Below are 24,194 nucleotides of genomic sequence, written 5' to 3'. Positions count from 1 at the left end.
CGCCGTGCGGCGCAGGGGCGGGGCGCCGTCGCCCCGCCGGGGTCAGTCGAGGTCGTCGAGCAGGGCGAACAGCTCCTCGTCGGTGGCCGTCTCCAGGGACGCGGGGTCGGCGTCCCGGGGATCGGGCCCGGTGCGGACCACGCTGTCCGCACCGGCGGCCGCCAGGAGTTCCCGCAGCCGTGCGACGACCCGGTCGTGCGCGTCGGTGCCCCGCTCGACCGCGGCCACCGCCGGAGCCAGCCGGTCCAGACCGGTCAGCAGCGCGTCGTCCGCCGGCTCGCCGGCGACGCCGAGCAGGTCCCGCAGATGGTCGGCCAGCGCCTGCGGGGTGGGGTGGTCGAACACCAGCGTGGTGGGCAGACGCAGCCCGGTCTCCGCGACCAGCTGGTTGCGCAGCTCGACCGCCGTCAGCGAGTCGAAGCCCAGCTCCTGCAGCGGGCGTACGGCATCGATCTCGCCCGGGTCCGCGTGGCCCAGGACGGCCGCCACCCGGCCGCGCACCAGGTCGGCGAGGGCACGGTCGCGCTCCTCGGGCGCCAGCGCGGCCAGCCGCTCGGCCAGGCCCGGGGTGTCCTGCCGCTCCGCCGCCGCCCGCCGGGGCGCCGGGCGCACCAGGGAGCGCAGCGGCGGCGGTACGGCACCCGAGGCGCGCAGCGCCGCGGTGTCCAGCCGGGTGACCGCGAGGACGTCCTCGCTGCTGCCCAGCGCCGCGTCGAACAGGTCCAGCGCGTCGTCGGTGGCCAGCGGACGCAGACCCGAGCGGGCCAGCCGCCGCACATCGGCCTCCGAGAGGTGTCCGCTCAGCTCGCTGCTCTCCTCCCACAGGCCCCAGGCGAGGGAGACGGCGGGCAGGCCCTGTGCCCTGCGGTGCGCGGCCAGCGCGTCCAGGAACGTGTTCCCGGCGGCGTAGTTGGCCTGGCCCGCCGTGCCGAGCAGACCGGCGACGGACGAGTACAGGACGAAGGCGGTGAGGGGGTGGTTGCGGGTGAGGTCGTGGAGGTGCCAGGCGGCGTCGGTCTTGGGTCGCAGGACGGTGTGGAGGCGGTCGGGGGTGAGGTCGGTGAGGAGGCCGTCGTCGAGGGTGCCTGCGGTGTGGATGACGGCGGTGAGGGGGTGGTCGGTGGGGATGGTGTCGAGGAGGTGGGTGAGCTGGTCGCGGTCGGTGGTGTCGCAGGCGGTGAGGGTGGCGGTGGCGCCGAGTCCGGTGAGGCGGGTGTGGAGGTCCTGGGCGCCGGGGGCGTCGGGGCCGCGGCGGCTGACCAGGAGCAGGTGCCGTACCCCGTGCTCGCGCACCAGGTGCTCCGCCAGGACCGTGCCCAGGGCACCGGTCGCACCGGTGATCAGCACGGTGCCGTCGCCCCACTCGGGCGCGGTGGCGTCCGCTGCCGCGCGGGCCCAGCGGGGCACGAGCAACCCACCGTCCCGGAGGGCCAGTTGCGGCTCCCCGGTGGCGAGCGCGCCGGGCAGCGCGGTGAGGTCGCCGTCCTGCTCGGCGTCGACGAGGACGAGCCGGTCCGGGTTCTCCGTCTGTGCGGAGCGCACCAGACCCCAGACCGGGGCGTGGACCAGGTTCGTCCCGCCGGTGGCGCCCCGGGTGACCACCACGAGCCGCGACGCGGCGAACCGGTCGTCGGACAGCCAGGTCCGCAGATCGGTCAGGACGCCCCGCGTCACCTCCCGCACCGCGTCGGGGACCTCCGCCTCCGGGTGCTCCGCCACCGGCAGCAGCACGTACGGCGGGACCTCGGCACCGGCGTCCACCGCGCGGACCAGGGCGGGCAGGTCGTCGTATGCGACCGCGGTGCCGTACGACGCCGTCGCGGACCCGCCGAGCACGGCGAGCGAGCCCGCTGCGGGCTGCGCCGGCTCCTGCGGGAGCGGCGTCCACTCGACCCGGAACAGCCCGTCGCGGGTCCCTCCGTCCGCGGCCCGCAGCGCCTCCGCGGACAGCGGTCGCAGGGTGAGCGCGTCGACCGAGACCACCGGCGCGCCGGTGGGGTCGCAGACCGTCAGGGCGTACGTCGGCGAGTCCGGGTCGCCGGCGGCCGGCGCCAGCCGGACCCTGAGGCTCGTGGCGCCCGTCGCGTGCACCGTGACCCCGGACCAGGCGAACGGCAGCCACGAGCGGCCTCCCGGCCCCGCCACCCCGGGCAGCACCGGGTGCAGCGCCGCGTCCAGCAGCGCCGGATGCACCAGGAAGCGTCCGGCGTCCGCGTGCCACTCCTCGTCGAGGGACACCTCCGCGTACAACGCGCCGTCGGCCGACGTCCACAGCCGGCGCAGACCGCTGAACGGCGGCCCGTACGTGTACTCCGCCTCGGCCAGCCGCTCGTAGACGCCGCTCAGATCGACCTCGGTGGCGCCCGCCGGGGGCCAGGCCCGCAGCTCCTCGCCGGGGCCGCCCGCCGTGTCCGTGAGCCGTCCGTGCGCGTGCAGCGTCCAGCCGGGCTCCTCGCCGCCGTCGCGGCCCGCGTCCGGACGGGAGTGCACCCGGAACGTGCGGCCGCCGGCGTCGTCGGAGGCGACGGACACCTGGAGCTGGACGCCGCCGCGCTCCGGCAGCACCAGCGGGGCGGCGAGCGTCAGCTCCTCGACCCCGGCCGCACCGGTGCGCTCCGCCGCCGTCAGCGCGAGGTCCAGCAGACCGGTCGCGGGCACCAGGACCGTGCCGGCGACGGCGTGACCGGTGAGCCAGGGCAGGCCGGAGCGGGACAGCCGCCCGGTGAAGACCTGCTCGTCACGGCCCGCCAGGGCGACAGCGGCCCCGAGCAGCGGATGGTCCGCCTCGGCCAGGCCCAGGCCGTTCGCGTCGCCCGCCGCGGCGGGCGCGTCCAGCCAGTACCGCCGGTGCCGGAACGCATAGGTCGGCAGATCGGTACGCCGGGCGCCGGGGAAGACCCTCTCCCAGCGCACCGGGGCGCCGCGCAGCGCGAACCGGGCGAGCGCCGTGGCGAACGCGACGCCCTCCGGCCGGTCCCGGCGCAGCGCCGGCACCAGGGCACCGGTGTCCCTGCCGTCGAGGCAGGCACGGGCGAGCGCGGTGAGCACCCCGTCGGGGCCGAGTTCCAGCCACTCCGTGACGCCGAGGTCCGCCAGGTGCCGTACGCCGTCCATGAAGCGGACCCCCTCCCGGATGTGCCGGGTCCAGTACTCCGGGGAGGTCAGCTGCTCGTCGGTGGCCAGCACACCGGTCACGTTCGACACGATCGGGATCGTCGGCCGGTGGAACGTCAGGCCCTTGGCCACGGACCGGAACTCGTCGAGGATCTCCGCCATGTGGGCCGAGTGGAAGGCGTGGCTGACCGGCAGCCGCCTGGTCCGCACCCCGCGCTCGCGCCACCCGGCGGTGACCGCGTCGACGGCCTCGGCGTCGCCGGAGATCACGGTGGCGAGCGGCGCGTTGACCGCGGCGACCGTCACCGCGTCGCCGAGCCCGGCGAGGGTGGCGCGTACGTCCTCCTCGTCCGCCTCGATCGCGGCCATCGCCCCGCCCTCGCGCGCCGCCTGCATGAGCCTGCCCCGCTCGGCGATCAGCAGACAGGCGTCCGGCAGGTCCAGCACCCCCGACAGGTGCGCGGCGGTCACCTCGCCGAGGGAGTGGCCCAGCAGGAAGTCCGGGACCAGACCGTGGTGTTCGGCGAGCCGGAACAGCGCGGTCTCCACGGCGAACAGCGCGGCCTGGGTGAACGCGGTCAGGTCGATCAGCGCCGCGTCGGCGGAGTCCTCCGGCGCGAACAGCACCTGCTTGACCGGCCGTACCAGCTCGCGGTCCAAGTGCCGGCACACCTCGTCGAACGCCTCCGCGAACACCGGGGAGCTCTCGTAGAGTTCACGGCCCATGCCGAGCCGCTGCGCCCCCTGCCCGGTGAGCAGGAAGGCCGTCCTGCCGCGCGGCACGGTCCCGTCCTCGCGTACCACCGCGGACGGGGTCTCGCCGCGGGCCGTCCGCTCCAGCGCGTCCAGGAACCCGGCGCGGTCGGCGGCCACGACGGCCGCGGCCCGGCCGTGCAGGGGACGGGTGGTGGCCAGGGAGAAGCCGATGTCGGCCAGCGCCGTGTCCGAGGCGTCCACGTGCGCGTGCAGCCGTGCCGCCTGGGCCCGCAGGGCGTCCTCGTCCCGCGCCGACAGCAGCCAGGGCCCGGCGCCGACGGAGTGCCCGGCCGGCTCCTCGCGCGGATCCTCGGCGGGCGCCTCCTCAAGGATGACGTGGGCGTTGGTGCCGCTGATGCCGAAGGAGGAGACGGCGGCGCGGCGGGGGCGTGCGGTGGGGTCGGCGGGCCAGGGGACGGGTTCGGTGAGCAGGCGCATCGTGCCGGTGGTCCAGTCGACCATGGGGGTGGGGTTGTCGGCGTGGAGGGTCCTGGGCAGGGTGTGGTGGTGCAGGGCCTGGATCATCTTGATGATGCCGCCGACTCCGGCGGCGGCCTGGGCGTGGCCGATGTTGGACTTCAGTGAGCCGAGCCAGAGGGGCTGGTCGGGGGTGTGGGCGGCGCCGTAGGTGGCGAGGAGGGCCTGGGCCTCGATGGGGTCGCCGAGCCGGGTGCCGGTGCCGTGGGCCTCGACGGCGTCGACGTCGGCGGCGGTGAGGCGGGCGTCGGCGAGCGCGGCCCGGATGACCCGTTCCTGGGAGGGGCCGTTGGGGGCGGTGAGGCCGTTGCTGGCGCCGTCCTGGTTGACGGCGCTGCCGCGCAGCACGGCGAGGACGCGGTGGCCGTTGCGGCGGGCGTCGGAGAGGCGTTCGACGAGGAGGAGGCCGACTCCTTCGGCCCAGCCGGTGCCGTCGGCGTCGGCGGAGAAGGAGCGGCAGCGCCCGTCGGCGGACAGCCCCCGCTGCCGCGAGAACTCCACGAAGACACTCGGGCCCGCCATCACGGTCACCCCGCCGGCCAGGGCGAGGTCGCACTCGCCGTTGCGCAGGGCGCCGGCGGCGAGGTGGAGGGCGACGAGGGAGGAGGAGCAGGCGGTGTCGACGGTGACGGCCGGTCCCTCGAAGCCGTAGGTGTACGACAGCCGCCCCGAGATGACGCTGGAGAGGTTGCCGGCGAGCAGGAAACCCTCGTACTCCTTCGGGCTGGAGGCCAGCCGCGACACGTAGTCGTCGTACATGGCGCCCGTGAACACACCGGTGCGCGAGCCGCGCAGGGCGGCCGGGTCGAGCCCCGCGCTCTCCAGCGCCTCCCACGCCGTCTCCAGCAGCAGCCGCTGCTGCGGGTCCGTCGCCGTCGCCTCGCGCGGCGAGATCCCGAAGAACTCGCGGTCGAACTGGTCGGCGTCGTGCAGGAACCCGCCGTGCCGCACGTACGACGTTCCGGTGGCGGCCGGGTCGGGGTCGTAGAGCCGCTCCAGGTCCCAGCCGCGGTTGGCCGGGAACCCGCTGATGGCGTCGGTGCCTTCGGCGACCAGCCGCCACAGGTCGTCCGGCGAGGCCACACCGCCCGGGTAGCGGCAGGCCATGCCCACGATGGCGATCGGCTCGTCCGCGGAAGCGGCCGTACGGACCGGGGCCGCGACCGGGGCGGCAGCGGGAGCGGCCACGAGGGACACCAGGTGGTCGGCGAGGGCCTGCGGCGAGGGGTGGTCGAAGACGACCGTGGTCGACAGGCGCAGGCCCGTCGCCGCGATGAGCTGGTTGCGCAGTTCGACGCCGGTCAGCGAGTCGAATCCGGCCTCGCTGAAGGCACGCTGCGGCTCCACGGCCGCCGCGTCGCTGTGCCCGAGCACCCGCGCGATCGTGGCCCGCACCAACTCCAGTACGGCGCCGCCGCGTTCCTCCGCGGGCAGCGCGGCGGTCCGCTGCGCCCAGCCCGTGTCCGCCCCGCCCGCGCGGGCGGCCGTACGACGGGACACCGGCCGCACGAGTCCGCGCAGCAGCGCCGCCGGCTGCTCGTCCCGGCCGCGCAGCGCGGGCAGGTCGAGAGCGACCGGCGCCAGCAGCGCGGCGGGGTGTGCCAGCGCCCGGTCGAACAGCGCGAGCCCCTCGGCCGGTTCGAGGGCACGGATGCCCGCACGGCGCCACCGGGCGACGTCGGCCTCGCCGAGCGTGCCGCCCATGCCGCCCGTCGCGTCCCACAGGCCCCAGGCGAGGGAGACGGCGGGCAGGCCCTGTGCCCTGCGGTGCGCGGCCAGCGCGTCCAGATAGGCGTTGCCGGCGGCGTAGTTGGCCTGGCCGGGGGTGCCGACGAGACCCGAGACGGAGGAGAACAGGACGAAGGCGGTGAGGGGGTGGTTGCGGGTGAGGTCGTGGAGGTGCCAGGCGGCGTCGGTCTTGGGCCGCAGGACGGTGTGGAGGCGGTCGGGGGTGAGGTCGGTGAGGAGGCCGTCGTCGAGGGTGCCCGCGGTGTGGATGACGGCGGTGAGGGGGTGGTCGGTGGGGATGGTGTCGAGGAGGTGGGTGAGCTGGTCGCGGTCGGTGGTGTCGCAGGCGGTGAGGGTGGCGGTGGCGCCGAGTCCGGTGAGGCGGGTGCGCAGGTCCTGGGCGCCGGGGGCGTCGGGGCCGCGGCGGCTGACCAGGAGCAGGTGCCGTACCCCGTGCTCGCGCACCAGGTGCTCCGCGAACAGGGCGCCGAGACCGCCGGTTCCGCCGGTGATCAGGACGGTGCCGTCGGCGGCGAGGCGTGCCGGGTCGCTCGCGGCACCCACCCGGCCGAGGCGCGGCACCAGCAACTCGCCGTCGCGCAGCGCCACTTGCGGCTCGCCCGTGGCCAGGGCGGCCGACAGCAGGGACTCGTCGTCCGGGCCGGTCACATCGGCGAGCACCAGCCTGCCCGGGTGCTCCGACTGAGCCGAGCGCACCAGCCCCCAGACCGGAGCGGAGGCCAGCCCGGTGATCGCCTCGCCCTCCCGTGCGGCCACCGCCTGCCGGGTGACGAGGAGCATGCGGGCCTGCGCGTACCGCTCGTCCGCGAGGAACCGCTGGACCAGTCCGAGGACGTGCCGTGCCGTGCCGTGGGCCGCGGCAACCGGGTCGTCCCCCTCGGCGGCGAACTCCCCGACGCGCACCAGCACGGTGAACGCGCCGCCTTCGTCGGGGAGTTCGCCGCCGGTCGCCGCCACGAGCCGCACCTCGTCGGCGGCGGGCGAGGGAAGTCGATGCCACTCCACCTCGTAGAGGGCGTCCGCCGCGCCGTCCCGCACGGCGAGCCCGCCGCGCGGGACCGCCCGCAGCGCCAGCGACGCCACCGACGCCACCGGCGCTCCGGAGCCGTCGGCGAGGGACAGCGCGAAGGTGTCCGTACCGGTGGGGGAGATGCGGGCACGCAGCTCGGTGGCCCCGGCCGCCCGCAGCTCCATGCCCGTCCAGGCGAACGGGAGCCGGACCGCTCCGTCACCCGCGGCTTCGGCGGCGTGCAGGACCAGCGGATGCAGCACGGCGTCGAGCAGCGCGGGGTGCAGTCCGAAGCCGGTGGCACCGGTCCGCTGCTCCTGCGGCAGCCGGACCTCGGCGTACAGGTCGTCGCCCGACCGCCACATGCGGGTCACGCCCTGGAAGGCGGGGCCGTAGACGTATCCGGCCTCGGCGAGACGCTCGTAGACGTCCTCGGTCGGCAGTTCGGTCACCCCGGCGGGCGGCCAGGCGGCCAGGTCCGCGGCGGGGTCGGCGGCCGGGCCGCCCAGGAGGCCCGAGGCGTGCCGGGTCCACTGCGGGTCCCCGTCCGCCGTGTGGCCGGGCCGGGAGTGCACCGCGAAGGGCCGCAGGCCGTCGGCGTCGGGCGGGCCGACGGTGACCTGGACCCGTGCCGCGGCCTCGGCGGACAGCACCAGCGGCGTCTCCAGGGTCAGTTCACCGATCCGGTCGGTGCCGAGCCGGTCGCCGGCGGCCAGCGCCAGCTCCAGGAAGGCCGTGGCGGGCACCAGGACGCCGCCCGCGACGGCGTGATCGGCCAGCCACGGGTGCGTGGCGGTGGAGAGCAGACCCGTCAGCACCAGGTCGCCGCGGTCGGCCAGCTCCACGGCCGTGGACAGCAGCGGGTGCCGGGCCGGGTCGAGCCCGAGGGAGCGCGCGTCCGCCGGGGCCCCGGAGGCCAGCCAGAACCGCTCCCGCTGGAAGGCGTACGTGGGCAGATCGACCCGGCGGCCGCCCGGGAAGAACGTGGCGCCGTCGAGCGGGGCGCCGTGCACCCGCGCGGTCGCCAGGCCCAGCGCGAGGGTCTCGGACTCGGGACGGCCCGCCCGCAGCAGCGGTACGGCCACGGCCGGTGTCTCCTCGTCCAGGCTCGCCCGTACCAGGGGGGTCAGCACCGCGTCGGGGCCGATCTCCACGAACACGGTCGTGCCGCGTGCCCGCAACGTGCGGACGGCGTCGCGGAACCGCACGGTCGCGCGGATCTGCCCGCTCCAGTAGTCGGCGGAGGCCAGCTCGGCGGCGGTGGCGATCCGGCCGGTCACCGTGGACACGATCGGGATGTCCGGCTGGTGGAACGTCAGGCCCGCGGCCACCGAACGGAATTCGGCGAGGATCTCGTCCATGTGCGGCGAGTGGAAGGCGTGGCTCACCGTCAGGCGGCGCGTCCGGCGGCCCCGGGCCCGCAGTCGCTCGGCCACCTCCCCCGCCGCGTCCTCGTCACCGGAGAGCACGAGGGACATCGGCCCGTTGACCGCGGCCACCGCGAGACGTCCCACGAACTCGGCCAGTTCGTCGGCCAGTTCGGCTTCATCCGCCTCCACGGCCACCATCGCGCCGCCCTCCCGTGCCGACTCCATCAGCCGGCCGCGCGTGGCCACCAGCCGAGCCGCGTCCGCCAGGGAGAGCACGCCCGCGCAGTGCGCGGCGGCCAGTTCGCCGATGGAGTGCCCGGCGAGCAGGTCAGGGGCGAGCCCGTGGTGCGCGGCCAGCCGGAACAGTGCGACCTCGATCGCGAAGAGGGCCGGCTGGGTGTACGCGGTGCGGTCGAGCAGCGCCGCCTCCGCACTGTCGTCCGGGGCGAACAGCACCTCGCGCAGCGGCCGTTCCAGGTGGGCGTCGAAGGCCGCACACAACTCGTCCAGGGCGGCGGCGAAGACGGGGTGAGCGCCGTACAACTCGCGCCCCATACCGAGGCGCTGGGCACCCTGACCGGTGAAGACGAAGGCCGTGCGGCCCGCTCCCGACGCGTCGCCGACCACCGTACGCACGTCGTCCCGGCCCTCGGCGAGCGCACCGAGCCCCGTCAGCAGGTCCTGCGTGGTCAGCCCGACGACGGCCGCCCGGTGCGGCAGGGCCGTCCGGTGGGCGGCCAGCGTGTACCCCACGTCGGACGGGTGCGTCCCCGTGGTGAGCACCAGATCGCGCAGCCGGCCGGCCTGGGCGCGCAGCGCCGCCCCGTCCTGCGCGGACAGCAGCCACGGCACCGGCGCGGCCGGCTCGACGGGCTCCGGGGCGGGCACCGGCTCGGGGGCCTGCTCCAGGACGACGTGGGCGTTGGTGCCGCTGATGCCGAAGGAGGAGACGGCGGCGCGCCGCGGCCGGCCGGCGTCCGGCCACACGGCCGGCTCGGTGAGCAGGGACACCGCGCCCGCGGACCAGTCGACCAGCGGGGTGGGCTCCTGGACGTGCAGGGTCCGCGGGAGCAGGCCGTGCCGCATGGCCTCGATCATCTTGATCACGCCGCCGACGCCGGCCGCGGCCTGCGCGTGCCCGATGTTCGACTTCAGCGAGCCGAGCCGCACCGGGGCCGTGTCCGGGCGGTCCTGCCCGTAGGTGGCGATGACCGCCTCCGCCTCGATGGGGTCGCCGAGCCGGGTGCCGGTGCCGTGGGCCTCGACGGCGTCGACGTCCGCCGGGGCGAGCCCCGCGTCCGCCAGCGCCGCCCGGATGACCCGCTCCTGCGAGGGGCCGTTGGGCGCGGTGAGCCCGTTGCTGGCGCCGTCCTGGTTGATCGCGGTGCCGCGGACCACGGCGAGCACCCGATGGCCGTTGCGCACGGCGTCCGACAGCCGCTCGACCACCAGCAGACCCACGCCCTCCGCCCAGGAGGTGCCGTCGGCCGAGGACGCGAACGCCTTGGACCGGCCGTCGGCGGCCAGCCCGCGCTGGCGGGAGAACTCCACGAACATGCCCGGCGACGACATCACCGTCACACCGCCCGCCAGGGCCAGCGCCGACTCGCCCGACCGCAGCGAACGCACCGCGAGGTGGAGGGCGGTGAGCGAGGAGGAGCAGGCCGTGTCGACGGTCACCGCGGGTCCGACCAGCCCCAGCTGGTAGGCGATGCGCCCGGACAGCACACTCGGGGTCGTACCGGTGAGCACATGCCCCTCGACACTGTCGGGGGCGTCCTGCATCCGCGGCCCGTAGTCGAGCGCCGTGGCACCGATGAACACGCCGGTACGGCTGCCCCGCAGGCCCTCCGCGTCCAGGCCGGCCCGCTCGACGGCCTCCCACGCGGTCTCCAGCAGCAGCCGCTGCTGCGGATCCATCGCGAGCGCCTCGCGGGGCGAGATGCCGAAGAAGCCGTTGTCGAACCAGGCGGCGTCGTCCAGGAAGCCGCCCTCGCGCACGGTGCTGTGCCCGCTGCGCCCGGGATCGCCGTCGTACAGCTCCGGGTTCCAGCCGCGGTCCGTCGGGAAGCCGGACACGGCGTCCCGCTCCTCGACCAGCAGCCGCCACAGGTCCTCGGGGGAGCGCACCCCGCCCGGGAAGCGGCAGGCCATGCCGACCACGGCGATCGGCTCCTCGGAACCGGCCGGCTCGGCCGGCTCCGGCGCCCCGGCCGGCCGCGTCCCCTCCAGGAGCGCGCCCAGCCGCTCGACGAGGGCCTCGGGCGTCGGGTGGTCGAAGAGCAGCCCGCCGGGCAGCCGCAGCCCGGTCGCCGCGGCCAGCGCGTCACGCAGCTCCACGGACATCAGCGAGTCGAAGCCCAGCTCCTTGAACGTGGCGCGGGCCGGCACCGGCTGGCCGTCCGGGTACTCCAGCACCCGGGCGGCCTCCCGCTGCACCAGCTCCCGCACGTCCAGCGCGGCCGTGGCCGCCGGAGCGCTCCGCCGGTCCGCGACCGGAGCCGACGGCAGGGCCGGGCGGGCGGCGCCGCCGACCCAGTACCGCTCCCGCTGGAACGCGTACGTGGGCAGCGGCACCCGGCGCGCGCCCCGGCCCGCGTGCACGGCCGCCCAGTCGACATCGGCGCCGTGCGCGAACACGCTGCCGACGGCGGCGAGCAGGGTACGGACCTCGGGGCGCCCACGGCGCAGCGCGCCGGCCGTGACGATCGTGCCGTCGCCGCCCACCGAGGCGTCGGCCATGGTGGCGCAGACCGTGTCGGGGCCCAGTTCCAGGAACAGGCCCGCGCCCGCGTCCGCCAGCGCGCGCGCCGCGTCGGCGAAGCGCACCGGGCGGCGCACCTGCTCCACCCAGTAGTCCGCCGAGGCCCACTCGCCGGCGACCGGCCGGCCGGTCACCGTCGACACGGCCGCGATACGGGGCGCGCGCAGGGTCAGCGCGCCGACCACGGCGCGGAACTCCTCCAGCATCGGCTCCATCAGGGGCGAGTGGAAGGCGTGCGACACCGACAGCCGGGTCGTCCGGTGGCCCTGGGCGGCCAGCTGCCCGGTCACCTCCAGGACCGTGTCCTCGGCGCCGGAGACCACCACCGCGCGCGGCCCGTTCACCGCGGCGACACCGGCCCGTTCCTCGTGACCGGCCAGCAGCGCGAGGACCTCGTCCTCCGTGGCCTCCACCGCGACCATGGCGCCGCCGGCCGGCAGCGCCTGCATCAGCCGCCCGCGGGCCGCGACCAGCCGGGCGGCGTCGGCCAGGTCCAGCACCCCCGCGACATGCGCGGCGGCGATCTCGCCGACCGAGTGACCGGCGACCAGGTCGGGCCGCAGGCCCCACGACTCCACGAGCCGGTACAGCGCGACCTCCACCGCGAACAGCGCGGGCTGCGTGGACGCCGTCTCGTCCAGGCCCTCGCCGGAGGCGACGACCTCGCGCAGCGGACGCTCCAGCAGCGGATCGAGTACGGCGCACACCGCGTCGAACGCCGCCGCGAACACCGGGAACGCCGCGTACAGCTCCAGGCCCATGCCGGCGCGCTGCGCGCCCTGCCCGGTGAACAGGAAGGCGAGCCCGGCGTCGGTCGCGGCCCCGGTCACCACCTGCGGCGAGCGCTCGCCGCCGGCGAGGGCGGCCAGGGCGGCGAGCAGTTCGCGCCGGTCGTCGGTGGGGGCCGGCAGGACCGCCCGGTGCTCGAACACACTGCGGGTCGTCGCGAGCGACCAGGCCACGTCCAGCGTCCCCGGCGCACCGTCCCGCCCGAGCGCGGCCCCCAGCTTCGCGGCCTGCCCGCGCAGGGCCGCTTCGGAACGCGCGGAGAGGACGAGGGCGGCGAAGGGGAGGGGCGCCGGGGGAGTGGCGGGGGTGGTGGTGGAGGTGTCGGTGGGGGCCGGGTCCGCGGCCGGCGTGTGGGTGGGGTCGGCGGCCGCTGTCGAGGTGGCGGTGGGGTCGGCGGCGGCTGTCGGGGTGCCGGTGGGGTCGGGGGCAGTGGCTTCTGGGCCGCTGGTGGGGGCGTTGGCCGGTTCGAGGCCGTTGGTGGGGACGCCGGCGGCTTCGGAGCCGCTGCCGGCCACGTCGGCGGTTGCGGGGTCGGCCGGGTGGGCCGGCGAGGGCAGCGGGGACTCCGTCACGACCACGTGGGCGTTCGTGCCGCCCATGCCGAAGGACGACACCCCGGCCACCAGCGGTGCCTCGGGCGCGGGCCAGCCGGTCGGCTCGTCCTGCACCCGCAGACCCAGCTCCGCCAGCGGGATCCCCGGGTTCGGCTCGGCGAAGTTCAGGCTCGCGGGAAGCCGCCGGCGGCTGATCGCCAGCAGCGTCTTGACCAGGCCGACCATCCCGGCGGCGCCTTCGAGGTGCCCGACGTTGGTCTTCGCCGAGCCGACCCGCAGCCGCTCGTCGTGGCGGCGTCCGGCACCGAGCACCGCGCCGAGGGCAGCCGCCTCGATCGGGTCGCCCACCGGCGTGCCGGTGCCGTGCAGTTCGACGTACTGCACGGCCGCCGGATCGACCCCGGCCCGCCGGTACGCCTCGCGCAGCACCCGCTCCTGCGCCTGCCGGTCGGGCACGGTCAGCCCCGGCGTCGCACCGTCGTTGTTGACCGCGCTGCCGCGGATGACACCGTAGATCCGGTCGCCGTCCGCGATCGCGCGGGCCAGCGGCTTGAGCAGGCAGGCCGCCCCGCCCTCGCCGCGGACGAAACCGTCGGCGCGCGCGTCGAAGGTGTACGTCGTCCCGGTCGGCGAGAGCCCGCCGAACCGCTCCTCGGCGAGCGCCCCTTCGGCCAGCAGATGGAGATTGACGCCCGCGACCAGGGCCGCCTCGGACTCGCCCGCCCGCAGGGACGCGCAGGCCAGGTGCACCGCGACCAGCGAGGACGACTGCGCGGAGTCGACCGTGAGGCTCGGGCCGCGCAGCCCGAGGTGGTACGACACCCGGTTGGCGATGACGCCCCGGTTGACGCCCGCCAGCGTGTGCTGGGTGACCGCCTGTTCGCCGTGCTGGTAGAGCAGCGCGGTGTAGTCGTCGCGCAGGGTGCCGACGAACACCGCGGTGCGGCTGCCGCGCAGGGACTGCGGCAGGACGCCCGCGTCCTCCAGCGTCTCCCAGGCCAGTTCGAGCACCAGCCGCTGCTGCGGGTCCATGGTGACGGCCTCGCGGGGCGAGACACCGAAGAACGCGGCGTCGAAGGCGTCCACCTCGTCGAGGAACCCGCCGCGGCGCATGCCGGGTTCGGCGGCCTCGGGCACCGTACCGGTCGCCGCGGCCGTCCACCGCCCGTCGGGCACGTCGGTGATCGCGTCCCGCCCCCGGAGCAGCAGGTCCCAGAACGCGTCGGGTCCATCGGCTCCGGGAAGCCGGCAGGCCATGCCGACGACGGCGATGCCCTCGGCGGTGTCCTCGTCGTGTCCGGGGCCGCGGACGACCGGGTGGGAACGCTGCTGATCCGTCATGGCGTTCGACGTCCCTTTCCAGCTCGCACCGGTCGGGGTCACCGGCCGGCAAAGGCGTTTCGGAGAAAGCACGCCGATCGTAGGCAGGCGCTGCTCTCCGGCTTCTCAGCAGCTGTCAACCGCCCGGTAATCGCGGGCTTCCCGGCAGGAGATCGGCCCATTACCCCGTGATGGACGGCACGTTGATGCCCGCCCCTAATGTTGCCGACGGAATGCACGCCACGTCACGAGAAGGCAGGTTGACTCTCGTCATGTCTCAGCTCACCGACAACGTCGAAAAGCACACCGATCAGTATGTGGCGGCGTTCAACGCCGGCGACTTCGAGACGGTCGACAGTTTTTACACGGATGAGGCCGTCATCATCTGGGAGCCCGGAAAGCCGATGACCGGCGAGGCCCGGCGGGAGTACCAGAGGGAATTTCTGAAGAACCGGCCGAAGATGACGGCCGTGCCCCGCGAGAAGTACGTCACCGGTGACACCGCCCTCCTGATCGTCGACTGGACGATCGACACGGTCGACGCCGACGGCAAGCCCGAGCGGCTCCAGGGCATCGGCGTCGACGTCCTGCGCCTGGGCGAGGACAAGGTGTGGCGCTACGCCATCGACGACCCGTACGGCCAGCGCTGACCGGTACCCGCCCGCCGTACCCCCAGCCGCACGCCCCGTACCCCGGACCGCAGAAGGGACCACCGCCCATGTCGCACTTCACCGTCGACTTCGACCCGGACCACCCGGACCTGACCGCCGACACCGACCTGCAGAACGAGATCTTCCTGCAGGCCTTCAACTCCGGTGACGGAGCCGTGTTCAACCTGCTCTACCGCGACGACTCCATCTCGAACTTCTCCGGCGAACCCCTCACCGGCGCGGCCCGGCTCGCCTTCTTCAAGGAGTTCCTGGCCGCCAAGCCCCGCCTGGAGGCGGCCGTCACGCACTCCTATGTCGCCGGTGACGTCGCGCTGATCGGCGTCGACTACAAGGTCGACACCACCGGCCCGGACGGAGAGCCGGTCCAGCTGCGCGGCCAGTGCACCGACGTGCTGCGACGCGGCGAGGACGGGCGCTGGCTGATGGCCATCGACCGCCCCGTCGCCGACAACGGCCTGCTGGCCGACTGACGCCGGCGAGCGCACCACCCCTGCGAACCCCCCTGCCCCTCCAGGGGGGTTCGGACGTCTGACGGCAATCCGTGCACAGCACGCACATCGAGGAGAGAGAGTGGCCACGCAAGAAGAGCTGAACTCCGTACTGACCGCGGTCCGCGAGGCCGTTCCCACCCTGCGCCGCAACGGGGCGGAGGCGGAGGAGCGCCGCTGGATCCCGGACGAGAACATCCACCTGCTGGAGAAGGCGGGGGTGTTCCGTACGGCCGTGCCGCGCGCCCACGGCGGCCTCGACTTCGACGTGGCCCAGCAGGCGCAGGTCATCGCCGAGGTGGCCCGCGGCTGCCCGTCCACCGGCTGGCTGACCATGGTGTGGCTGACCAGCACCGCGGCCGCCGCGCTGTACCCCGACCGGGCGCAGAAGGAGGTGTTCGAGGGCGGCAGCACCCGGGTGTCCATCGTGTTCGCCCCCAACGGCACCCTCACCCCGGTCGACGGCGGCTACCGGCTGAGCGGCACCTGGCGCTTCAACTCCGGTGTCCGGGGAGCCGACTGGGACCTGCTGGGGGCGCTCGTCGAGCGTCCCGACGGGACCGAGGAGGAGCTGGTCGCCCTCGTGCCGACGGCCGAGCTGTCCGTCGCCGACGACTGGGACGTGACGGCCGGCGCCGCGACCGGCAGCTCGACCACGACCGCGCAGGACGTGTTCGTGCCCGAGCACCGGGTGGTGCGGCTCGACGAGGCCATGGTCAGCGGCACCGGCAACCGGGCCAACGCGGGTGTCACGGGCCGCAACTACGCCTTGCTCGGCTACATCCTCTCCGGTGTCGCCGCGACCTTCGTGGGCATGGCCCGGGGCGGCCTCGAGCTGTTCGTGGAGCGGCTGCCCGGGCGGGGCATCACCTACACCGAGTGGACGGAGCAGAGCCTGCACCCGCTCACCCAGCAGCAGGTGGCCGTCGCCGGCAACAAGATCGCCGCCGCGGAGGCGCTCTCCGCGACCTGGCACCGGGTCCTGCAGGAGGCGGCCGACGCCGGCATCCAGCCGTCCGACACGGACAAGGCCGTCATGCGGGGCCGCACCGCCTACGCCGCGCAGCTGGCGAAGGAGGCCGTCGAGCTGCTCTTCACCGCGAGCGGCGGCTCGGTCATCCGCCGCACAGAGCCACTCCAGCGCGTCCACCGCGACATCCAGGGCTTCTCCCTGCACGCCCTGGTGCAGCTCAACACCAACCTGGAAGTCCAGGGCCGAGTCCTCCTGGGCCTGGACCCCGGCACGTACTTCCTCTGACACCCCGGGTCCCACGACTGACCCAGGGCCCACCCCCGCCCAGGGCCCACCCCCGCCCTCGGTCCGGCGTCCGGCTCCGTCCGGCGTCCGGCTCGGGTCCGTGTCTGGCCTCGGGTCCGTGTCTGGCCTCGGGTCCGTGTCTGGCCTCGGGTTCGTGTCTGGCCTCGGTCCGGCGTCTGGCGCGGGTTCGGCGTCTGGCTCAGGTCCCGCGTCCGGCTCGGGTCCGCGTCTGGCCTCGGGTCCGCGTCTGGCCTCGGGTCCGCGTCTGGCCTCGGGTCCGCGTCTGGCCTCGAGTTCGTGTCTGGCCTCGGTCCGGCGTCCGGCGCGGGTTCGGCGTCTGGCTCAGGTCCGGTGTCTGGCTCGGGTTCGCGTCCGCCTCTGGACTCGGTCCCGCTCCTGGCTCCGGGTCCGCCCTTGGCTCCGGTCCGCCCCTGGCCCCTGGCCCGGCGCGCGGGTCCGGGGCCAGTCGCGTGTCGTGGGCGGCTGGGTAACCCAGGCCTGCATCGAGTCGGCGAAGGGCCGGGGGCCGGGCCCTCGGAGTCAGCCGTCACGCCCCACCACACGGCCCGAGGTCGCTGGGGTCAGTCGCCTGTTCTGGCCGGTCGGGCCACGCCCGGGTGGAGTCGGCGAAGGGCCGGGGGCCGGGTTTTCGGAGTCGGACCCCGTACGCACTGCGCGGCCCGTGGTCACCGGATTGGTCGGGTGTCCCGGCCGGCTGGGCGACCCCACGCCCCGGTCCGACCTGGCGAAGGGCCGGGGCCGGGTCGGTCGATGGAATAGACCCAGTACGCACTCCACGACCCCCGCCACCGGGTTGGTCGAGTGTTCCGACCGGTGGGACGAAGCCACGTCCGGATGGGGTCGGCGATGACCCGGGGGCCGGGAGCTCGGGGTCGGACCCCGTACGCGCTGCACGGCGTGCGGCCGCCTGGGCCAGTCGCGTGTCCCGGCCGGCTGGGAACCCACGCCCGACCGTACCCGGTGAAGGGCCGGGGCCGGGTCGGTCGTCGGAGTAGGACCCGGTACGCACTGCCGGGTACGCGGCCGCCGGGTCGTCGGGTGTTCGGGCTGTCCCGGCCGGCTGGGCAAACCCACGCCCGACCCCACCCGGTGAAGGGCCGGGGCCGGGTCGGTCGTCGGAGTGGGACCCCGTACGCACTGCCCAGCCCGCGGCCACGGGGTTGGTCGGGTGTTCCGGCCGGTGGGGCGAAGCCACGTCCGGATGGGGTCGGCGATGGCCCGGGGGCCGGGAGCTCGGGGTCGGGCCCCGTACGCGCTGCACGGTCTGCGGGAAGACCTACGTCTGGATCGAGCCGGCGGGCGCCCGGAGGGCGGTTGCTCTACGCCGGCCGCCGCATTCACCGTACGGCCCGCGGTCACCCCGCCCCGGTTCGCACAGGGGCGCGCATGCGGCGCGAGGAGGTCGGGCGGAGACGCGTCCTCAGGCGGCGTGGGGGCTGCGTCCGCGGCAGCAGGCGCGAAGCCCATGCGACACCCGCAGCCCGCAAGGCCTACGCCACCCCACCCCGGGCATTCACCGCCTCAACGGCGGGCGGGCTGGGCTGCAGAGCATCGGGGCGTACGCGCACCGAGCGGTGGCGGTGGCGGTGACTGGGACGGGCGGATGCGTGATCGCTGTGCCGCCGCGAGAGGAGCCGCCCTCGCCGGACTTCGGCGATCCGTGCCTTTCGGGCGGCCCGGTGAAGTCGTACCTGCGTGGGGCGGCGGGCAGGCGGAGCCGGGGCCATGCCTGCCCGACCGGGCGTCGTACCCGGGGCCGTAGGTCCGGGCCGCCGCCGGCCCGGGCGTACCGGCTGCCGTGGGCGCAACGGCTGCCCGGGACGGGCCCGCTGTCGCCGGCGGGCCGGCGCCTCTCAGTGCGCAGCCGGCCGAGGGGCCTCCGCGCGGCCGAAGCGGCCGTTCACGAACAGCAGGCCGTCCGCGTCGTCGCCCTGACCCGCGGCCAGCACCGTGCCGATGAACAGCGTGTGGTCGGCGAAGACGTGCGAGTCGGTCAGCGTGCACTCCAGCCACGCCACCGCACCCGCCAGCAGCGGCGCCCCGGTGTGTTCGCCGGCCGACCAGTCCACGCCCTGGAACTGCGCGGCGCCGAGGGTGCGTTTCTTGTCCGCGAAATGCCGGGCCAGCCCTTCCTGTTCCACGCCGAGTATGTTCACGGCGAACCGCCCCGCCGAGCTGAGCGCACTGTGCATCACGGCTCCGTGTCCGACACTGCACAGCACGGACGGCGGATCGAGGGAAACAGACGTGAACGCATTCGCCGTCATGGCGTGTACGTGCTCGCCGCCGACGGTGAGGACGGTGACCCCGGTGGCGAATCGGGACATCACTTCCCGCATCTTCGCGGGCGGCGGCCCGGATTCCGATGCCGGCCCCGAACGCAGGGCCACGGAATCGATGTCAGTGGACGCGGAATTCATGCCACCCTCTCCGGATTAGGCTGCACGGGATGCCGGCGGGCCGCGACGGGCATGAGCAGCCGACACATTCAACGTACCCGCGCCTTTCGCTCCGTCTCCCACTGTCGGGTAACCGCCCCGCCATCCCCCGCTGAGCACCGGTGATGACCCCGCGATGACCGCCCGTTGACCCCCCTGACGCACTCTTTTGGCCATGGACGACTATTACGCGACGACTCCCGGGCCCGAGCTGGCTGAGCCCTATCTGCGCGAGGTGCTCGACAGCGCGGGACTGGCCGTCGAATACGTGCGCGCGCAGGGGAACACCCTCTACCAGCGAACCGACGACGGCGAGCTCCCGGTGGCCGATTTCGCCGGCGGCTACGGCTCCGTGCTCCTCGGCCACAACCACCCGGCCATCGTGGCGCGGGCCAAGGAACTGCTCGACGGCGGCACCCCCGTGCACGCGCAGTTCTCCCGCCACCCCTACGCCAACCGGCTCGCCGCGGAACTCAACCGCATCATCCACCGCGAACTGTGCACGGACGAGCCCTACTACGCCGTCTTCGCCAACAGCGGCGCCGAGGCCGTGGAAGCGGCGATCAAGCACGCCGAACTCGACCGGGGCATGCGCGTCGCGGAGCTCCTGGAACGGACGGCCGCCCGGCGCAGTTCCGTGCGGGCGGCGGTGGCGGACGGCACGGCCACCGTGCCCGACACCGTCCTCAGCACCCTCGGCGTCACCGCGCGACCGGACTCCGCGGCCGAGCGGTTCGCCCTCGCGGAGGAGGAGATCGAGCGGCGCGCCCGCGAACTGACGGCCCGTCCGCCGATGTTCCTGTCCCTGGAGGGCGGATTCCACGGCAAACTCGCCGCCAGTGTGCAGCTGACCCACAACGAGGGCTACCGGCTGCCGTTCGCCGCCCTCGCCGCCCAGGCACGCTTCGTCCCGCAGGACCGGCCCGACATCCTCAAGGAGATCCACGCCGAGGAGCGCGGCGTCCTGCCGGAGCCGGCCGTCGTGGACGGCCAGGTCACCCTGGTGGAACGGGAGTTCCCCGTTTTCTGCGCCTTCCTCCTGGAGCCCGTCCAGGGCGAGGGCGGCATCCGCGAACTCTCGGCCGAATTCGCCCGGGAGATACAGGAGTTCTGTGCCGCCATCGACTGCCCCGTGGTCGTCGACGAGATCCAGAGCGGCATGGGACGCACCGGCACCCTGCTCGCCAGCTCCCCGCTCGGCCTGCGTGGCGACTACTACACGCTCGCCAAGACGCTCGGCGGAGGCATCGCGAAGACGTCCGTGATGCTGGTGCGCCGCACCTGGTACCGCAAGGAGTTCGAGATCGTCCACAGCTCGACCTTCGCCAAGGACAGCTTCTCCTGCCACATCGCCCTGAAGGTCCTGGAACTCCTCGAGGCGGACGACGGGGCGGCCTACCGGCGCGCCGAGGAGCGCGGTGAGGCGCTGCGCTCGATGCTGACCCGGCTGCACACCGACTTCCCCGACGTCGTCGCGGACGTCCGCGGCCGGGGCCTGATGCTGGGCCTGGAGTTCCGGGACCAGTCGGAGTCCGCCTCCGCGGAGATCCGGCAGGCCGCCCAGGGCGGGCTGTTCGGCTATGTGCTGGCCGGACACCTGCTCCGCCGCCACCGGGTGCGCACCTTCCCCACGGCGAGCGCCGTCAACACCCTGCGCTTCGAGCCGTCCGTCGAGGTCGACGACACGCAGATCGCGCAGCTGGAGACGGGACTGCGGGACGTCTGCGCCCTGCTGCGGGCCCAGGACGGCGCGGCACTCGGCTCGGCGTAGTCCGGTGCCGGACCTCCTCGCGCCTGGGCGAACGGCCGGTTGACGGAACCCGTGACCCTGGGCCAAGGGGTATGTGATCGTTGAGCATTGAGTGAAAGCAGGTTGCACCGCCGTACGGTGATCCGGCGAGAATCGCGGTGATTTCCGTTGTACGAGTGCGGATGACGGGGGAAACGCATGCGCATACGCATTCTGGGGCCGCTGGAGGTCGAGGACGACTCCGGCCTCGTCGAGCTGGGCGGGGTGCGGCAGCGCTCCGCCCTGGCCTATCTGCTCCTGCACGCCAACCAGGTGGTCTCCACCAGCCAGTTGCTGGCGGCGCTGTGGCCGGCCGACGACGCGCCCATGACCGCGCGGAAGATCCTGCAGAACGCCGTCTGGCGCCTGCGGGGCGCGCTGTCCGGGAACCGGCCGGAGGGTACGCCTCCGGAACTCCTCACGCGGAACCCGGGATACATGCTCCGGGTCACGCCCGACCAGGTGGACCTGCTGGTCTTCCAACAGCGGGTCGCCGAGGGCCGTACGGCCATGGCCGCCGGCGACCCGGCCGGCGCGCGCGAGCTGCTCACCGGCGCGCTGTCGCTGTGGCGCGGCGGGGTCCTCGCCGACCTGGTCGAGGAGGGCACCTGCTGGCCGGAGCTGGCCTCGATCGAGAAGGAGCGCCTCGATGTCATGGAGGACTGGTTCGAGGTCGAACTGGCGTGCGGCGGTCATCAGAGTGTGCTGCACGACCTCAAGACCCTGGCCGAGCAGGAGCCCCTGCGCGAGCGCGCCGCCGGCCAGTTGATGCTCGCGCTGTACCGCTGCGGGCGGCAGGCCGACGCGCTCGCCGTCTACGGCCGGTTACGCGAGGCCCTGGTGGACAACCTCGGCCTGGAGCCGAGCCCCGATCTGCAGCGCCTGCAGCAGGCCGTGCTGGTCCAGGACCCTTCGCTGGACCTGCCGGCCCCGACGCCGACCCGCGACGACCGCCCCTCCACGCCGGTCATGCCGCAACAACAGGGGCCGCGGGACGCCCTCGACGCCACACCCGGCCCGGTACCGATGCTCCCGCCCGACACCCCGGCGGCCCACGGGACGCCACCCGGCGGCACGGAACGGCCCGCGGCGGCCCCTGCGGACGGCCGGACGTGGCCTGGGGCGATCCCTTCTGGGCCGACCCCGCCGGAGGGCACGGGGTGGCCAGGGACGGCGCGGCCGGACGGCCCGAGGCGGCCCGGGGCGGCCGCACCGGACACCCCGCGGTGGCCCGCGGCGACCGCGCCGGACGGTACGGACTGGCCCGGGGCGGTCCGGCCGGACGGCCCGGAGGGGGCCGCGGCGACCTCCCCTGACGATGCGGGGTGGCTCGGGGCGGCTGCACCGGACGGCACGGAGTGGCCTGCGGCGACTGCACTGGACGGCGTGGGCTGGCCTGGGGCGGTCCGGCCGGGCGGCCCGGAGGGGGCTGCGGCGACCTCGCCTGACGATGCGGGGTGGCTCGGGGCGGCTGCACCCGACGGCCCGGAGTGGCCTGCGGCGACCGCACCGGACGGCCCGCGGTGGTCCGCGACGACCGCACCGGACGACGCGGAGTGGTCCGGGACGACCGCACTGGACGGTATGGGCTGGCCTGGGGCGGTCCGGCCGGACGGTACGGAGGGGGCCGCGGCGACCCCGCCTGATGATGCGGGGTGGCTCGGGGCGGCTGCACCCGACGGTGCGCGGTGGCCGGACGACAGGGGGTGGCCCGCGGCGACCGCACCGGACGGTACGGAGGGGGCCGCGACGATCCCGCCTGACGATGCGAGGCGGCTTGAGGCGGCCTCACCCGACGGCACGGAGGGGCCCGCGGCGGCGCGGCAGGACGGTACGGGACGGCTCGCGACGACCCCTCACAACGGCGCTGGGTGGCTCGCGGCGGCGCGGCCGGACGGTAGGGGACGGCCCGCGGCGGCCCCTCAGGACGGCACGGGCCGTCCCGCGGCGACTCCACCCGATGGCGCGGAATGGCCGGCCGCGACCTCATCCGACGGCTCGCAGCGGCCCGGGGCGACCCGGCCGGACGCGGAGCGGCCCGCGGCCGGCCGGCCGGACGGTACGGAGCCCCGCCCCGCGGCGCCGCACCGCGTGCCCGGTGCGCCGTTGCCCAAGCGCCCGGCCCCCGCGGCGGAGGCGCTCGCGGCCGCGGCCGTCCGCCGCCCCGCCTTCCCGGCGGCCGGAGGCGACGAGGGCCGGCCGGTCACGGTCGTGCTGCTGCGCTTCGAACTCGGTGCCGGGTTCGACGGGGTCTCCGCCGAGTCCCTGGACCAGACCCTCGACGCGGTCACCCAGCTGGCCCGGGAGCGGATCGAGGCCGAAGGCGGAGTGATGGCGTCGGCCCTCGGCTCCGTACTCCTCGGGCTGTTCGAGGGCGAGCCGCAGGAACGGGCGGCCGCCGCCGCGGTCCGGGCCGCGGCGGTCGTACGCGCCGGCCTGCGCCGCGCCTCCGCCTCCTTCCACCTCGCCGGCAGAGGCATCTCGGCCCGGGCCGCCGTCGCCACCGGACCCGCCGTCGTACGGCACAGGCCCGACGCCGGGCCGACGGCACCGTGGATCGGCGGGGGCCTGGTCTCCGCGTGCGAGGTCCTGCTCGCCGAGGTCGAGCCGGACGAGGTGCGCGTGTGCGACACCACCCGTCGGCTGACGGAACCCGGCATCGCCTACCGCCGCATCGACGGGCCCCTCCCGGCCTGGGCGGTCGAGGACGTGGCCGACGGGGCGTGGCACGACCCCGGCGCCGCCACGGACTGCCGGGACTGCGAACTGGACCTGATGCGCGGCATGACCCGCCGCAGCGTCGGCCTCGCCCTGCCCCATCTGCTCACCGTCCTCGGCCCGGGGAACCGCCGGACCTCGCTGCTGATGGCCTTCCGGCAGCAGCTGGAGGACAGCCCCGCCCGCGTCCTGGCGGCCACCTGCGGCCCCTGCGCCGACGGCTGGCCCGCCCCGGCGGCCCTGCTCGCCGCCTACGCCGGTATCAGCCCGGACGACCTCGCGGAGTCGGTGCGGGCCAAGCTCGACGGGGCCCTGTCCGGGCTCGTCGACGACCGGCGGCGGCGGGACGCGCTGCTGGACCGGCTGGACCCGCTGTTCCGCCCGGCGCCGGGGCCCGTGCCGCCCGAGGCCCTCGCCGCGGAACGGGAGTTCCTCGTGCTGGCGGCGGCCCGGGAGCCGCTGGTGGTGATCTGGGACGACCTGGACCGCGCGGACGAGGCGGCGCTGACGCTGGTGGAGGACATGGTGTGCGCGGCGCCCGGCGTACCGCTGCTGACCGTGGCCGGCGCGGACCCGCGGCTGCTGGAGCGCCGTCCGGACTGGTCCGCGGGCCGCCCGCAGACCATGACGATCAGTCTGGTCCCGTCGGCCGACAGCGCGCTGGAGCGGCTCCTGGAATGCCTGTACGCACTCGACCGCCTCGCATGGGCGGCGTAGGACCGACCGGGCCCGACCCCCGGTCCCTGCCGCTCGCGCCCCGGTGTGGTCAGCCGGTCGGGCGCTGGCGGGCCTGCTCCCGGTCCCTGCCGCTCGCGCTCGGCGCGGTCAGCCGTACAGGCGCTGGACAGGCCCTGTCGGGCTGCTCCCCGGGCCCCGCCGCTCGCGCCCCGCGGGCTCAGCCGTACGGGC

The 24,194-nt window shown here is 75.4% G+C and carries 7 protein-coding genes; 5 read left to right on the top strand and 2 right to left on the bottom strand.

Going from position 1 to position 24,194, the window contains the following annotated elements; genetic code table 11:
• Positions 1-42: 42 nt before the first annotated feature.
• A complete protein-coding gene (locus ACIP4Y_RS09015; RefSeq protein ID WP_401389759.1) occupies positions 43-13,923 on the bottom strand; it encodes an SDR family NAD(P)-dependent oxidoreductase in 13,881 nt (4,626 codons plus the stop codon).
• A 251-nt stretch (positions 13,924-14,174) separates the two neighbouring features.
• Here ACIP4Y_RS09015 and ACIP4Y_RS09010 point away from each other — a divergent pair, with 251 nt between their 5' ends.
• The 3 genes from ACIP4Y_RS09010 (at position 14,175) to ACIP4Y_RS09000 (ending at position 16,319) form a co-directional block, all read left to right on the top strand.
• Positions 14,175-14,552, top strand: a complete 378-nt coding sequence (locus tag ACIP4Y_RS09010) for a YybH family protein (protein WP_401389756.1) — start codon at positions 14,175-14,177, stop codon at positions 14,550-14,552.
• A 68-nt stretch (positions 14,553-14,620) separates the two neighbouring features.
• Positions 14,621-15,043: a YybH family protein gene (locus ACIP4Y_RS09005; RefSeq protein ID WP_401389753.1), complete on the top strand. Its 423-nt coding sequence runs from the start codon at positions 14,621-14,623 to the stop codon at positions 15,041-15,043.
• 100 nt (positions 15,044-15,143) lie between these two features.
• Positions 15,144-16,319 (top strand): acyl-CoA dehydrogenase family protein, encoded by a 1,176-nt coding sequence (locus ACIP4Y_RS09000; RefSeq protein ID WP_401389750.1) that lies wholly within the window; start codon positions 15,144-15,146, stop codon positions 16,317-16,319.
• A 1,874-nt stretch (positions 16,320-18,193) separates the two neighbouring features.
• On the opposite strand, the gene ACIP4Y_RS08995 is transcribed toward ACIP4Y_RS09000, so the two are convergent.
• The gene (locus tag ACIP4Y_RS08995) at positions 18,194-18,667 is read right to left on the bottom strand and encodes a flavin reductase family protein (protein ID WP_401389747.1); all 474 of its coding nucleotides are present in this window, start codon (positions 18,665-18,667) and stop codon (positions 18,194-18,196) included.
• Positions 18,668-18,953: 286 nt separating this feature from the next.
• Between ACIP4Y_RS08995 and ACIP4Y_RS08990 the strand changes: the two genes are divergently transcribed.
• The gene (locus ACIP4Y_RS08990) at positions 18,954-20,549 is read left to right on the top strand and encodes an aspartate aminotransferase family protein (RefSeq protein ID WP_401389744.1); all 1,596 of its coding nucleotides are present in this window, start codon (positions 18,954-18,956) and stop codon (positions 20,547-20,549) included.
• 177 nt (positions 20,550-20,726) lie between these two features.
• A complete protein-coding gene (locus ACIP4Y_RS08985; protein WP_401389741.1) occupies positions 20,727-24,002 on the top strand; it encodes a BTAD domain-containing putative transcriptional regulator in 3,276 nt (1,091 codons plus the stop codon).
• Positions 24,003-24,194 lie beyond the last annotated feature (192 nt).

It is taken from the genome of Streptomyces sp. NPDC088810 (assembly GCF_044750305.1).
Lineage (GTDB): Bacteria > Actinomycetota > Actinomycetes > Streptomycetales > Streptomycetaceae > Streptomyces.
The sequence above is the reverse complement of the archived record's forward strand: the minus strand, read 5'-3'. Positions and strand labels throughout refer to the sequence as shown.